Source organism: Mesorhizobium sp. B2-3-2 (assembly GCF_006442295.1).
Taxonomy (GTDB): domain Bacteria; phylum Pseudomonadota; class Alphaproteobacteria; order Rhizobiales; family Rhizobiaceae; genus Mesorhizobium.
This window is the reverse complement of record NZ_VFWA01000002.1, coordinates 317,049-330,402: the sequence shown is the minus strand read 5'-3', so window position 1 is coordinate 330,402 and position 13,354 is coordinate 317,049. Positions and strand designations below refer to the sequence as shown.

17 protein-coding genes are annotated in these 13,354 nt (G+C 64.0%); 14 read left to right on the top strand and 3 right to left on the bottom strand.

Annotated features, from left to right (window positions below; translation table 11 throughout):
- Positions 1 to 16: 16 nt before the first annotated feature.
- The 3 genes from fliN to motA are packed head-to-tail and all read right to left on the bottom strand — an operon-like array spanning position 17 to position 2,276.
- Positions 17 to 403, bottom strand: a complete 387-nt coding sequence (fliN, locus tag FJ964_RS06840; protein WP_140496205.1) for a flagellar motor switch protein FliN — start codon at positions 401 to 403, stop codon at positions 17 to 19.
- A gap of 17 nt (positions 404 to 420) precedes the next feature.
- Positions 421 to 1,368, bottom strand: a complete 948-nt coding sequence (locus tag FJ964_RS06835) for a FliM/FliN family flagellar motor switch protein (RefSeq protein ID WP_140549678.1) — start codon at positions 1,366 to 1,368, stop codon at positions 421 to 423.
- Between the two features lie 32 nt (positions 1,369 to 1,400).
- The gene (motA, locus tag FJ964_RS06830; protein WP_140496207.1) at positions 1,401 to 2,276 is read right to left on the bottom strand and encodes a flagellar motor stator protein MotA; all 876 of its coding nucleotides are present in this window, start codon (positions 2,274 to 2,276) and stop codon (positions 1,401 to 1,403) included.
- 157 nt (positions 2,277 to 2,433) lie between these two features.
- Between motA and FJ964_RS06825 the strand changes: the two genes are divergently transcribed.
- The 14 genes from FJ964_RS06825 (at position 2,434) to fliP (ending at position 13,307) form a co-directional block, all read left to right on the top strand.
- Entirely contained in the window at positions 2,434 to 4,245 is a 1,812-nt protein-coding gene (locus tag FJ964_RS06825; protein ID WP_140549677.1) for a DUF1217 domain-containing protein, read from the top strand.
- A 2-nt stretch (positions 4,246 to 4,247) separates the two neighbouring features.
- On the top strand, positions 4,248 to 4,970 hold the full coding sequence (flgF, locus tag FJ964_RS06820; RefSeq protein WP_140549676.1) for a flagellar basal-body rod protein FlgF: 723 nt from the start codon (positions 4,248 to 4,250) through the stop codon (positions 4,968 to 4,970).
- A gap of 1 nt (position 4,971) precedes the next feature.
- The gene (fliI, locus tag FJ964_RS06815; protein WP_140549675.1) at positions 4,972 to 6,369 is read left to right on the top strand and encodes a flagellar protein export ATPase FliI; all 1,398 of its coding nucleotides are present in this window, start codon (positions 4,972 to 4,974) and stop codon (positions 6,367 to 6,369) included.
- The gene (locus FJ964_RS06810; RefSeq protein ID WP_140549674.1) at positions 6,350 to 7,009 is read left to right on the top strand and encodes a hypothetical protein; all 660 of its coding nucleotides are present in this window, start codon (positions 6,350 to 6,352) and stop codon (positions 7,007 to 7,009) included. The genes fliI and FJ964_RS06810 overlap by 20 nt, the downstream gene beginning before the upstream one ends.
- Positions 7,010 to 7,095: 86 nt before the next feature.
- Positions 7,096 to 7,476 carry a flagellar basal body rod protein FlgB gene (gene flgB / locus FJ964_RS06805; RefSeq protein ID WP_140496212.1) on the top strand — a complete coding sequence of 127 codons (381 nt, stop codon included), beginning with the start codon at positions 7,096 to 7,098 and terminating at the stop codon, positions 7,474 to 7,476.
- Positions 7,477 to 7,478: 2 nt separating this feature from the next.
- Entirely contained in the window at positions 7,479 to 7,895 is a 417-nt protein-coding gene (gene flgC / locus FJ964_RS06800) for a flagellar basal body rod protein FlgC (protein ID WP_140496213.1), read from the top strand.
- Positions 7,892 to 8,215 carry a flagellar hook-basal body complex protein FliE gene (locus tag FJ964_RS06795; RefSeq protein WP_181172387.1) on the top strand — a complete coding sequence of 108 codons (324 nt, stop codon included), beginning with the start codon at positions 7,892 to 7,894 and terminating at the stop codon, positions 8,213 to 8,215. Before flgC ends, FJ964_RS06795 begins: the two co-directional genes overlap by 4 nt.
- 11 nt (positions 8,216 to 8,226) lie before the next feature.
- Entirely contained in the window at positions 8,227 to 9,015 is a 789-nt protein-coding gene (gene flgG, locus FJ964_RS06790; protein ID WP_140513636.1) for a flagellar basal-body rod protein FlgG, read from the top strand.
- Positions 9,016 to 9,020: 5 nt separating this feature from the next.
- Positions 9,021 to 9,545: a flagellar basal body P-ring formation chaperone FlgA gene (flgA, locus tag FJ964_RS06785; RefSeq protein WP_140549673.1), complete on the top strand. Its 525-nt coding sequence runs from the start codon at positions 9,021 to 9,023 to the stop codon at positions 9,543 to 9,545.
- On the top strand, positions 9,542 to 10,783 hold the full coding sequence (locus FJ964_RS06780; RefSeq protein ID WP_140549672.1) for a flagellar basal body P-ring protein FlgI: 1,242 nt from the start codon (positions 9,542 to 9,544) through the stop codon (positions 10,781 to 10,783). Before flgA ends, FJ964_RS06780 begins: the two co-directional genes overlap by 4 nt.
- Before the next feature lie 9 nt (positions 10,784 to 10,792).
- Positions 10,793 to 11,365 carry a MotE family protein gene (locus FJ964_RS06775; RefSeq protein ID WP_140549671.1) on the top strand — a complete coding sequence of 191 codons (573 nt, stop codon included), beginning with the start codon at positions 10,793 to 10,795 and terminating at the stop codon, positions 11,363 to 11,365.
- The gene (flgH, locus tag FJ964_RS06770; protein WP_140549670.1) at positions 11,362 to 12,066 is read left to right on the top strand and encodes a flagellar basal body L-ring protein FlgH; all 705 of its coding nucleotides are present in this window, start codon (positions 11,362 to 11,364) and stop codon (positions 12,064 to 12,066) included. The genes FJ964_RS06775 and flgH overlap by 4 nt, the downstream gene beginning before the upstream one ends.
- Before the next feature lie 21 nt (positions 12,067 to 12,087).
- The gene (locus FJ964_RS06765) at positions 12,088 to 12,579 is read left to right on the top strand and encodes a flagellar basal body-associated FliL family protein (RefSeq protein WP_140549669.1); all 492 of its coding nucleotides are present in this window, start codon (positions 12,088 to 12,090) and stop codon (positions 12,577 to 12,579) included.
- Complete coding sequence (gene fliP, locus FJ964_RS06760; RefSeq protein ID WP_140549668.1) at positions 12,576 to 13,307, top strand: flagellar type III secretion system pore protein FliP; 732 nt, start codon at positions 12,576 to 12,578, stop codon at positions 13,305 to 13,307. The genes FJ964_RS06765 and fliP overlap by 4 nt, the downstream gene beginning before the upstream one ends.
- Positions 13,308 to 13,354 lie beyond the last annotated feature (47 nt).

Below are 13,354 nucleotides of genomic sequence, written 5' to 3'. Positions count from 1 at the left end.
GACCCGCGACGCATCTTCACGCGCCCTTCGTGCCGGCGATGATTTCGGTCAGCCTGATGCCGAAGCGCGACGGGTCGCTTTCGAGCACGGTAATCTCGCCGCGCGCTATTCTGCGGCCGTTGACCACCACGTCGACCGGTTCGCCGATGCGGCGATTGAGTGCGACCGTGGAGCCCTTCTGCAGCGCCATTAGATCAGACACCGGCATCTCGGTGCTGCCGAGAATGATCTGGACGTCGACTGGGATGTTCATGATGACGCTTGAATTGGCCGCGGACGCGGCTTTGAACGCGATATCGGGGCGCTGTTCCTCTTCATGCAGAACCCCGCGCAATTCCTCGATGGCGCGGTCGAGCTGCTCGTCCGGCTGGTCGATTTCGGCTTCTGCCTTGGTCTTGGCCATGCATCGTCTCCAAAAGCTCAGGCGTGCCCGGCACCAGCCGGCATGAGCCCGTCGATAAAATCCTGTCCGGCATCATAGGGATGCTTGATCCGGACGGTGTAATTCTGTCCCAGCTTGCCGAACTCGCATACGAACAGCGTCTGGCCGCGCGCGCCGAGACGCGCTTGCGACTGCGCCGTTTCCTCGAATTCGATGATCTGGCCAATTTCGAAATCGGCAAGATCGCCGAGCGTCAGTCGGGCCAGCGGCATGGTCGCCTCGAGCGCCACCGTGGAGCGCATCACTTCTTCCGAAAAGCGCGCGCGCCAGCTGGCGCCCTGATCGTTCTCGCCGCCGGCGGCAGCGCTGTCCCGGCTGGCCAGCACGACACGCTGCGGCATTGTCACCGTAACGGTGCCGCTGTCGGCCGGCGTCGAGATGCCGAAGACGATGCGGATTGCAGCGCCATCGCGCAACACGTGCCGTTTGGCTTCGGTGCCCGACATCGCCCGCGGCACCGGCAGGCGCAGGTCGAGCGATCGTCGTCCCGATCCGTTCAGTGCCTGCGCGACCTGCTGGAACACCATGGTCGAAACATCGACCTCGATCTGCGACAGATCACGCTCTATCGGAGATGCCGGCATCTCCGGGTCACCGCCGAACAGCGTGCAAAGCGTGACCGCGATCGCCGGCGCATCGATCACCAGGGTCATGGCATCGGAAGACGTGGCTGACGCAACGATGGTCATGGCAAACGTATCGCCGGCACGGGAGCGGGCCTCCGCGACGCGGCTGACCTCGACGCCCCTGAGATCGACGGTGACCGGAACTCCAAGCTCACTGGTCAGGCTCTTCTGCAGCAGCGGCGCAGCGCGCTCTGCCATGCCCCGGCCGGTGCCGATGACCTGGGCGGCCTCGCCGCTGTCGCCGACCAGGCGCTCGATGATCAGCGAGCGCGCTTGTGAGGGACTGCCGGGACTGGTCATGACAATGTCGGCACCGATCTGTCGCGCATCGCTCAGGCGGCCCTTTTCTCGGCGGAGCCGGTGTTCATCGTGCTCTGCTCGACGGCGTCGATGGTCGGCCGCTCATAGGACGATATGGTCTTGCGGCCGAACTCGATCGCCACCTGCGGCAGGGCGCCGTTCATGTAGGCGAGCAACGTCTGCTTGACGATGATGTAGAGGCGGTTCTTCTTCTCGCGCACCGTCTTGATCTTGGTGGCGACGGGCCCGACCACCGCGTAAGACAGGAAGATGCCGAGGAAGGTGCCGACAAGCGCCGCGCCGATCAGGCCGCCAAGGATTTCCGGCGACTGGTCGAGCGCGCCCATCGCCTTGACCACGCCGAGCACGGCGGCGACGATGCCGAGCGCCGGCAGGCCGTCGCCGACCGCCACCAGCGCGTGGTAGGCTTTCATCTTGTCGGACTTGATGGTCTGGATTTCCTCATCCATCAGCGCCTCGATCTCGTGCGAACGGGCGTTGCCGATGATGATGATGCGGCAATAGTCGCAGATGAAATGCGTCAGGTCGTGGTTCTTCAGCACGGTGGGGAATGCCTGGAAGATCGCCGATTCTTCGGGATTGTCGATATGCGCTTCGACCTCGCTGCGCGACTTCGAGCGCAGTTCACGCATCAGGCTGTGCAGCACGCCGAGCGTTTCCAGATAATCCTGCTCCTTCGGCACGGCCTGCTTGAAGGCTTCGAGGATGCCCCTGCCGGTGTCCTTGACCGTTTTCATCGGATTGGCAACGAGGAAGGTGCCAAGTGCGGCGCCGCAGATGACCACCGCTTCCCAGGGCTGCATCAGCACATGCAGATGCCCGCCCATGGCCATGAAGCCGCCAAGGACGCAGCCGAGCGTCACCACCAGTCCAATCAGAATGCCCACGAGAGGTCCTTCCGCATTTCAAGTCAGCTGCAAGGGATAGTCCCCGTGCCTTGTGTGAGGCTTGAATCGGAGCGGCATCGAGCCGATCGGCGCGATTCAGTTTCGCGCAAGGAAGTGGGTTTATTGTGCTGGCATAGCTTCGGCCGGAGGCGCGTCCTTGCTCAGTACCTATACCAGCTACCAGATGATCACCAGGGACATCGACAAGTCGATCGACCGCATCGAAAAGCAGCCGACGGTCGATCGCGACACCAAATATTATCTGGACAACATCACCAAGGTGAAATCGATCGACGATTTCGTCAACAATGACCGTTTGTTCAAATATGCCATGAAGGCCTATGGCCTGGAGGACATGGCTTACGCCAAGGCGTTCATGATCAAGGCGCTCAAGGAAGGCGTTTCCGACCCCAACAGTTTCGCCAACAAGCTGACCGACAAGCGCTACGCCGAATTTGTCAGCGCCTTCAACTTCGCAGCCAACGGCGCCAATACCACCGTCTACAACAAGGCGCAGCAGCTGGTGACCGGCAACTATGCGCTGCAAGTCCAGATCGGCGCCTCGCAGGCGGGCTTCTCTTACTATCAGAGCGAAACCGCCTACTATGTCACCAACATCTCCAAGGTTAAGTCGATCGACGACCTGATGGGCGACAGCCGCCTGCTGACATACGCGATGGCCGCATTCGGGCTCGACGCCGAAACCGAACCGACCGCAACGGTCAGGGCGATGCTCGAAGGTGGCGTCAGCGATCCCAACAGTCCCGCCAACAAGCTGACCGACAAGAGTTACGCCAACTTCGTCTCGGCGTTCGACTTCGTCCAGTATGGCGATCAGACGACCGCGCGCGACAACGTCCAGCAGGCGGTGCCTAAGGGCTACATGGCCGGAGCCGGGCTGACGTTGGTCAAGCCGAGCGCGCAGTACGTCAAGGGCGAGGCCGATTACTACGCGGCAAACATTTCCAAGGTGAAGTCGATTGACGACCTCATGGCGGACAAGCGCCTGCTTACATTCGCCATGGCGTCATATGGACTGGATGCGTCAACCGAAACCCCGCAGCAGATCCGCGCCATGCTCGAGGGCGGCGTGAGCGATCCCAATAGCCCTGCAAACAAGCTGACCGATAAACGATACGCCAACTTCGTCACGGCCTTCGATTTTGCCCAATATGGCGATCAGACAACCACGCGCGACGCCGTACTGAAAGATACGCCGAAAATCTACACGACAGGGTCGGCGCTTGGCCTGATCAAGCCGAATGCGGACTACATCAAGTCGGAGACCGCATATTACCTGGCCAACATCACGAACGTGAAGTCCATCGACGATCTGATGGCCAACAGCCGCCTGTACAATTATGCCCTCTCGGCCTACGCGCTCGATCCGGCGACAGAGAGCAAGGATCTCATCCGCAGCGTCCTGGCCGGTGGCGTCCGCGACCCCGACAGCGTCGCCAACAAGATGACCAACAAAGCCTATGCCGGGCTCGCCTCCGCCTTCAACTTCGAACAATACGGCGAAGCGGCCACCACGACCAATCCGGCACAGCAGCCGACCGTGGACAAATACATGCGCCAGACGCTGGAGGAGGATGCCGGCCAAACCAACGAGGGCGTACGGCTGGCGCTCTATTTCCAGCGCAAGGCGCCTGATATCACCAGCTGGTACGATGTGCTCGCCGACACCGCTCTTGCCAGCGTGGTGCGCACCGTGCTCGGCCTGCCCGATTCCTTCGCCACCGCCGACGTCGACAAGCAGGCGCAGCTGTTCGAGCAGAAGCTCGACATTTCTGATTTCTCCGACCCCGAAAAGCTCGGCAAGTTCCTGACCCGCTTCACCTCCATGTACGAGATCAACCACCCAACCTCGTCAGCCGTGTCGTCGATCAGCGTGCTCTTCGCCAAGCCGGTCACGGCGGGGATCTCCACCGACCTGATGATGGCCATGCAGAAGTTGAAGTTCTGACCATGCGGGACAGTCTCTACGTCGCCCTTTCCTCGCAGATCGCGCTCGAGCGCCGGCTCGACACGATCGCCGACAATGTCGCCAATGCCTCGACCGTCGGCTTTCGCGCCACCGGCGTGAAGTTCGAGGACGTGGTGTCCGGCAGCGGGCCGAAATCCGTGTCCTTCGCCTCCTCGGGCAAGACCTACCTTTCCGGCGCCCATGGCTCTCTGACCGAGACCGGCAATCCGTTCGATTTCGCCATACAGGGCGACGCCTGGTTCGCCATCGAGACGCCGGTCGGCACCGTCATGACCCGCGACGGCCGCTTCTCGATGAACGAGAATGGCGAGCTGATGTCGGTCGAGGGACATCCCGTCCTCGACGCCGGCGGCGCGCCGATCCAACTCGACCCCCGCAACGGCCCCCCCAAGGCCGGTGCCGACGGCTCGTTGCGCCAGAACGATCAGCTGGTAGGCTCCATTGGCCTGTACAATTTCGATCCGGGCGAAAATTTCGTGCGCTACGGCAATTCCGGCATAGTGCCGGCGCGCACGCCCGAGCCGGTGACCGATCGCGCCGATATCGGCGTCGCCCAGGGCTTCGTCGAGGAATCCAACGTTAATCCGGTGCTGGAGATGACGCGGCTGATCATGGTCCAGCGCGCTTTCGAGAACACCGCCGCCCTGATGCGGCAGACTGATTCCTCCACCGACGAGGCGATCAAGACGCTCGGCTCGAAGTAGCATGTCGCTCGACCAGCCAACCCTGCGCGCACCTGAAAGACTGCCCCAGCCAACGCCGGAAGACCGGCTTGCCGCGCTGGAGCGGATATGGCGGCGCTTCAGCGATGCCGAGGGACTGCTCAAACGCGGCGGCCTCGTCACCGAAGTCACATCGACGCATTACAAGGTGCGCGGCCTTTCGGATTTCGCCAGGCTGGGCGATCTTGTCGAACAGCGCGGCCATGCCGGCACGCGCCGCGGCGAGATCGTCAAGATCAGCCGCGACGAGATTGTCGTGGCCCCCTTCGAACGCAGTGCCGATGCCGGCATAGGCGACGCCGTTTTCCGTCGCGGTCCGCTCGCCGTGGCGCCGCATGCCTCGTGGCGCGGCCGCACGATCGACGCGCTCACCCGGGCGATCGACGGTGGCCCGCCATTGATCAGGGGCGACGGCATATCCGGGGCCGCCACGCCCGGCGCCATGGCGCGCCAGCGCGTCGGCACCGCCTTCATGACCGGGGTCAAGGTCATCGACATTTTCACGCCGCTCTGTTTCGGCCAGCGCATGGGCGTCTTTGCCGGTTCCGGTGTCGGCAAGTCGACGCTGCTGGCCATGCTCGCCGGCGCAGACGCTTTCGACACCGTCGTCGTGGCGCTGATCGGGGAACGCGGCCGCGAGGTCCGCGAATTCCTCGAGGACACGATCGGCGACAGCATGGCCAAGACCGTAGCCGTCGTCGCCACCAGCGACGAAAGCGCCATGATGCGCCGGCGCGCGCCGGACACCGCGATGCGCGTCGCCGAACATTTTCGCGACCAGGGCCACCGCGTGCTTCTGGTGCTGGACTCGATCACCCGCTTTGCCCACGCCCTGCGCGAAGTAGCGACGGGAACGGGTGAGCCGCCGGTCGCGCGCGGCTATCCCGCTTCGGTTTTCACCGAGCTGCCGAAGCTGCTCGAACGCGCCGGGCCGGGAGTGGAAGGGAAAGGATCGATCACCGCGATCATTTCCGTGCTGGTCGACGGCGACGACCACAACGATCCGGTGGCTGATTCCGTGCGCGGCATCCTTGACGGCCATGTCGTGCTCGACCGCGCGATCGCCGAACAGGGCCGCTATCCGCCGGTCAATCCGCTGTCGTCCATATCACGCCTGGCCGGCAAGGCCTGGAGCGTCGAGCAGCGCGCGCTGGTGACACGGCTGAAGTCGATGATCTCCCGCTTCGAGGACACGCGCGACATCCGCCTGCTCGGCGCCTATCAGGGCGGCGCCGACGCCGAACTCGATATGGCGGTGCGCCAGGTACCCGTGATCTACGAGGCGCTGATGCAATCGCCGAAGGACCGCCCGTCCGCTGATCCGTTCTCCGATCTCGCCCGCCATCTCAAGGGAAAGCAGAATGCCGAACCAGGGGACTGAGCTCCAGCATACCGAGCGTATCCTGCGCGAAATGATCGCGGAGGCGAAAGCCGAAGAAGAGATCGAAGCCAGCCGCAACTCGGCCATCGACGGGCTCTTCGCCGCGCCGCAATGGCCGCAGCCACCCAAGACCGCGTTTCCCAGGCTGGGCAAGAAGGCCGACCGGCGCAGCGATTTCGTCATCGCAGCGCTCGGCATCACGCTCGGCCTGATCTGCGCGCTGTTTCCTTGGTATATCTTCTTCAATCAGGAACAGTTCGGCGTCCAGGCAATCAAGTTCGGCGGCACCGGCACCAATTCCGGACGCGAGGGCGGCGGCGTGGTTGCCGAGCGCAGCGCGCCGCTGACGGCCAAGGACGTTCCGAATGCCAATATCGACCTGCTTGCCACCGGAACCGTGCAGGATGATCCCAGCGCCGCCCCGGCGCCAGATGACCAGCCCTTTCCGGCCGACGTCACCAAATTCCGCATGGTCCACGTCGCCAATGGCCGCGCCATGATCGAGGACGACACCGGGCTGTGGATGGTCCAGCGTGGCTCGGTCCTGCCGGATTCCAACAAAGTGTCGTCGATCGAGCAACGCAACGGCAAATGGGTGATGGTCACCAGCGCCAACCAGGTGATCGAGCTTTCCAGGTAAGTTCGCCGCGCTTGCCGGTTGCGTCCGCCCGCAAGGTCCGCGCAAGACTGGCGGCCTAGTCTTTGGGCACACGCCCGGAGATTCCCATGGAGCCCGTTTCTCTTTTCGATCTCGCCGCCAAGCAAGCGCAATGGCTGGCCGTGCGTCAGTCGGCGGTCGCCGGCAACATCGCCAACGCCAACACGCCGGGCTATACGGCAAACGATGTCGAGCCGTTCGAGAAGGTGCTCGACCGCGCGGCGGTGTCGTTGCAGACGACACAGGCCGGACACCTCGGCAGCGCCGCGACCAATGCCGGTTTCGCGATCAAGCCACAGGAAGACGACGGCGTCGTCATGCCGTCCAAGAACACCGTCGTGCTCGAGGACCAGCTTCTCAAGGCCGGTGAGGTGCGCCGCTCCTTCGAACTCAACACGGCAATCGTCAAGGCATTCCATTCGATGATGATGATGGCGGTGAAGAGCTGACCATGGACGCGCTCACAGCAGCCCTCAAAGTAGCAGCCTCCGGCCTCGGCGCCCAGTCGGAGCGGCTGCGCGTGGTTTCCGAAAACCTCGCCAATGCCCAGTCGACCGGCACCACCCCCGGCTCCGACCCCTATCGCCGCAAGACCATCAGCTTCGTCTCCGAGCTCGACCGGACCACTGGCAGCTCAACGGTCGAAGTGAACTCGATCGACCGCGATCCCAGCGATTTTCCGGTGGAATTCCAGCCCGGCAACGAGGCCGCCGACGACAAGGGCTACGTCAAGATGCCCAACGTCAACGTGCTGATCGAAATGGCCGACATGACCGAGGCCAACCGCTCCTACGAGGCTAACCTGCAAGTCGTGAAGCAGGCGCGCGATCTCATTTCAATGACCATCGACCTGATGAGGAACCAATGATCGTGAACGGCATCGGCGCGCTCAACCTGAAGCCTGGACTTGGCGATACGGCGACTGAGCTGCTTCAGGGCGGCGTTGCGCCCGCGACCGCAGGCAACCTCGGCACCTCCTTCGCCGAGGCGCTGAGCCAGGCGGCCACAAAGACCGTCAACACGTTGCAGAACGCCGAGCAGGTCTCGGTCCAGGCGCTCAAGGGCGACGCCGACACCCGCCAGGTCGTCGATGCCGTCATGAGCGCCCAGCAGGCGCTGCAGACCGCCGTCGCCATCCGCGACAAGGTCGTTTCGGCCTATCTCGAAGTCAGCCGCATGAGCATCTGAGGAGTTCGGCCATGAAAGCACTCGCCATCGCCGCTACCGGCATGAACGCCCAGCAGACCAATCTGGAAGTCATCGCCAACAATATCGCCAACATCAACACCACCGGCTACAAGCGGGCGCGCGCCGAATTCTCCGACCTGCTCTACCAGGTCGACCGCACGCAAGGCGTGCCCAACCGCTCCAACGCTTCGCTGGTGCCGGAGGGCGTCTCGATCGGCCTCGGCGTCAAGACCACCGCCGTGCGCAACGTCCACACCCAGGGCGAACTGACCAGCACCGGCAACAGTTTCGACATGGCGCTCACCGGCAGGGGCTGGTTCCAGATCGAAGGCGCCGATGGCGGCACGCTCTACACCCGCGCCGGCGCCTTCAACACCAACGCCACCGGCCAGCTGGTGACGGTGGACGGTGCCAGCGTCATTCCAGCGATCAACGTCCCGGTCGACGCCGTCGAGGTCATCGTCAATAAGACGGGCCAGGTCTTCGCCCGCATCGACGGCCAGACCGACCTGCAGAATCTCGGTCAGCTCCAGATCGTCAACTTCGCCAACGAAGCCGGATTGGCGCCGCTCGGCGACAATCTGTTCCAGGAAACGACCGCCTCTGGCCCGGCCAATGCCGGCGTGCCCGGCGATCCCGGCTTCGCCACCATCCAGCAAGGCTATCTCGAGGCCTCCAACGTCGACCCGGTCAAGGAAATCACCGAACTGATCTCGGCGCAGCGCGCTTATGAGATGAATTCCAAGGTCATCCAGGCCGCCGACGACATGGCCTCGGTCGTCTCCAAGAACATCAGGTAACGACAATGGCCGGTCCGGTCTCCTGCTCCGCGTTCCGCCGCACCGCGCTCGTCCTTGCGCTGGTGACCGGCGGCATGCCGGCTTTCGCGCAGGACGCGGCCAACCGGTCGGCAACGCAGATCGCCAGCAGGCAGCCTGCCGGCGAGGTCGTGCTGATCCCAAACCGGGTCATTTATCCCGGCGAGACCATCGAGCTCGCGGCCCTCAAGCAGGTGACCCTCATCCCCGGCAAGCACAAGCCCGACGCGGTGGCGACCCTTGCCGAGGAACTCCAGGGCAAGATCGCCAAGCGCACGCTGCTGCCCGGCCGCTACATCCCCGCCGCCGCCATTCGCGACGCCTGGCTGGTCGAGCAGGGCGCTGCCGTGCAGGTTTTCTTCATCGCCGGCGGACTGACGATATCGGCCACCGCCGTGACCTTGCAGCCAGGCTCGGCCGGCGATCTCATCAAGGTTCGCAACAGCGACAGCGGCAAGATTCTCTCCGGCACGGTGATGGCTGACGGAACCATCCAGGTCAGCGCTTCATGACGCGTCCGCTTATTATCCTGCTTGCGGCCGCGCTCGGCCTGCAGCCTGCCTTGGCCGACGGCCTCACGCCCAAGGCCAAGCGCGAACTCGCCGCCAGGAATGGCGGCGTCTATGACGATCCTGAATATGATCCGGCCACCACCACGCGCATGTTCCGCGTCTCGCCCGGGCCAAGCTCGCTGCCGCCGGGCCAGGTCGCCTCGCGCATCAAGGACATCGCGCAGCTGCAGAGTTCACGCGACAACCAGCTCGTCGGCTACGGCCTGGTCATCGGCCTCGCCGGATCGGGCGACAGCTTGCGTAACTCGCCGTTCACCGAACAGTCGATCCGCGCCATGCTGGAGAATCTCGGCATCGCCACCGAAGGCGGCAGCGCGCGTGCCAAGAACGTCGCCGCCGTCATCGTCACCGCCAACATGCCGCCCTACGTGCAGTCGGGCGCGCGCATCGACATCGACGTTTCCTCGATGGGCGACGCCACCTCGCTCGCCGGCGGCACGCTGATCATGACGCCGCTGAAGGCGGCAGACGGCGAAATCTATGCCGTCGGCCAGGGCGCGGTCATCGTTTCGGGCTTCACCGCCCAGGGTCAGGCCGAGCAGTTGACGCAAGGCGTCCCGACCGCGGGCCGCGTGCCGAACGGCGCCATCATCGAGCGTGCCGTGAAGGCCGAGTTCGATGACCAGCCGATACTGACGCTGCAGTTGCGCAATCCCGATTTCTCGACCGCCATTCGCATCGCCGACGCGATCAATGACTACACCAGCCAGCGCTTCGGCATGCGCGTGGCGGCCGAGCGCGATTCCCGCACCGTCCAGATCAGACGGCCGAAAAGCGTCTCCGCGGCCCGCTTCTACGCAGAGATCGAGAACCTCGTGGTCGAATCCGATACGCCGGCCCGTGTCGTCATCGACGAGCGCACCGGCACCATCGTCATCGGCAACGATGTCAAGATCTCGCGCGTGGCCATCAGCCACGGCACGCTGACGGTGCGCATCACCGAAGCGCCACGCGTCGTGCAGCCCGAACCCTTCTCCAAGGGCGAAACCGCCGTCGAGCCGTTCACTGCCATCGACGCCAGCCGGCCCGACGCGCGCGTCGCCGTGCTCGACGGCCCCGACCTGCAAACCCTGGTTTCCGGTCTCAACCGCCTCGGCGTGAAGCCCGACGGCATCATTGCCATCCTGCAAGGCATCAAGTCGGCCGGCGCCCTGCAGGCCGATCTGGTTCTCCAATAGGCGATGCCGATGATCTCATCCCCCTCATTCCATCAAGGATGCCGCCCCGCCGCGATGCTGTTCGCGGCCTGCGCTCTGACGGCCTTTTCCAGCGGCGTGCACGCCGAGGAAGCCGTCCGCCAGGTCCTGCCGGGCGCGCCGCCCGCACCCGCGCCGCAGCTTTTGGCCCGGGAGAAGGCTCCCGATCAAAGCGAGATCGAGCGCTTCTGCTCCAACATAGCCGACGCCGCCCGCGACCGCCGCTACGTCTTGCAGGCGGAGGAGTTGAAACAGCTCCAGGCCGGCATCGACCAACGCATGAAGGCACTGGACGACAAGCGGGCCGAATACGAGACCTGGCTGAAGCGGCGCGAAGTGTTCCTGGCCCGGGCCGAGGACAGCGTCGTCAAGATCTATGCCGGCATGAAGCCCGACGCGGCGGCCGAGCGCCTGGCCATCGTCAATGCCGATCTCGCCGCGGCCATCCTGATGAAGCTCGATTCGCGCAAGGCCGGCGTCATCCTCAACGAAATGGACCAGAAGGCGGCGGCGACGCTCACCGGCATCATGGCCAGCGCAGCCCGAAGGGTAGATCCGTCATGACCCGCAGAACGCTTGTCCTGTGCGCGGTCGCAGCTTTGTCCGGCTGCGGCACCAATCTCAAGGAGATCGGCAGGGAGCCTTCACTGTCGCCGGTCGGTTCCGGCATCGGCAATGAAGGAGCTTCGCCCTACAGCTACCCCGAGCCGCCTGCGGCGCCGGTCAAGAAATTCTCGCTGTGGGACGATCGCCAGAGCCGGCTGTTCACCGATCCCAGGGCATTGCGCGAGGGCGACATTCTCACCGTCAGGATCAAGCTCAACGACAAGGCCAACTTCAAGAACCAGAACGACAGGAGCCGCACCGCCTCGCGCAAGCTGGGTTACGACGTCACGCTCGGATGGGAAGACAAGAGCACGAGCGGCAAGGGCGACGCCGGCCTGAGCTCCAGCACCGAAACCAATGCGGACGGCGAGATCAAGCGCTCGGAAAACCTGGAGCTCAACGTTGCTGCCGTCGTCACCGAAGTTCTGCCCAATGGCAATTTAATGATCAGGGGCTCGCAGGAAGTGCGCGTCAATTATGAGCTCAGGGTGCTCACCATCGCCGGCATGGTGCGCCCGTCGGATATCGGCGCGGAGAACACCATCTCCTATGAACGCATCGCCGAGGCGCGCATCTCCTATGGCGGCCGCGGCCGCGTCAGCGAGGTCCAGCAGCCGGCCTACGGCCAGCAGATCCTCGACCAGGTTCTTCCGTTCTAGGGCATTGGAGACCGCAGCACCGTGGCCAGCGTCGAACAGGTTCCGTCTCGCAAGGGTCCTTCCCTTGCCGTCCAGGGCGCCATGCTGCTCCTGGTGACGGCTGTCGCCATCGGCATGGGATGGTTGTCCGGCGGTTATCTCAAGGGTGTGGGGGCACCGGCATCGGTACCGGTCGCGCCGGAAAACGAGGGCAAGGTGCCCAAGCCCGCCGACGTAGAGCCCGGCACGGGACCGTCACTCGTCGCGCTGGCGCCGATCACCACCAATATCGCCTCGCCCGCCGAGACCTGGATCAGGATGGAAGTGTCGGTGGTCTACGACGCGCCGCAGCCGCCGGCAATGTCGGATGAGATCCATCAGGATCTCCTGGCCTTCGTGCGCACTCTGAAGATGCACCAGATCGAAGGCGCCAGCGGCTATCAGCACCTGAAGGCCGATATCGAGGAGCGCGCCTCGATCCGCAGCCAGGGGCATGCCAAGCAGGTACTCATCAGGACGTTGCTGCTCGAATGAAGAAATTTCTTCTTGCCGCGGCGCTGCTCGGCGCCGCCACATCGATCGCAACGGCCCAGCAACTGGACCTCGGCGGCATCGGCAAGGCCGACGGCACCACCGTCGGCTACATCATCCAGATGTTCGGCCTGCTCACCGTGCTGTCGGTGGCGCCGGGCCTGCTGATCATGGTGACGAGCTTCACCCGTTTCGTCATCGCCTTCTCGATCCTGCGCGCCGGCATCGGCCTGCAGTCGACGCCGGCGAACCTAATCCTCATTTCGCTGTCGCTGTTCATGACCTTCTATGTCATGGCGCCGACCTTCGACCAGGCCTGGAATACCGGCGTCAAGCCGCTGATGGACAACCAGATCAGCCAGACCGAGGCCTTCGAGAAGATTTCCGAGCCCTTCCGCACCTTCATGCTGCACAATGTGCGCGACAAGGACTTCGACCTTTTCGCCGACCTCGCCCGCGAACGCGGCCAGACCGTTGCGAAGGAAACCGTCGACCTGCGCATCCTGGTGCCCGCCTTCATGATCTCCGAAATCCGGCGCGGCTTCGAGATCGGCTTCCTGATCGTGCTGCCGTTCCTCGTCATCGACCTGATCGTCGCCACCATCACCATGGCGATGGGCATGATGATGCTGCCGCCGACGGTGGTATCGTTGCCGTTCAAGATCCTGTTCTTCGTCCTGATCGACGGCTGGAACCTGCTTGTCGGCAGCCTGGTGCGCTCCTTCAACTGATCGCGCCCGGCGCCGGCCGCGCTCCCTCGTTTTCTTCGACAATATTT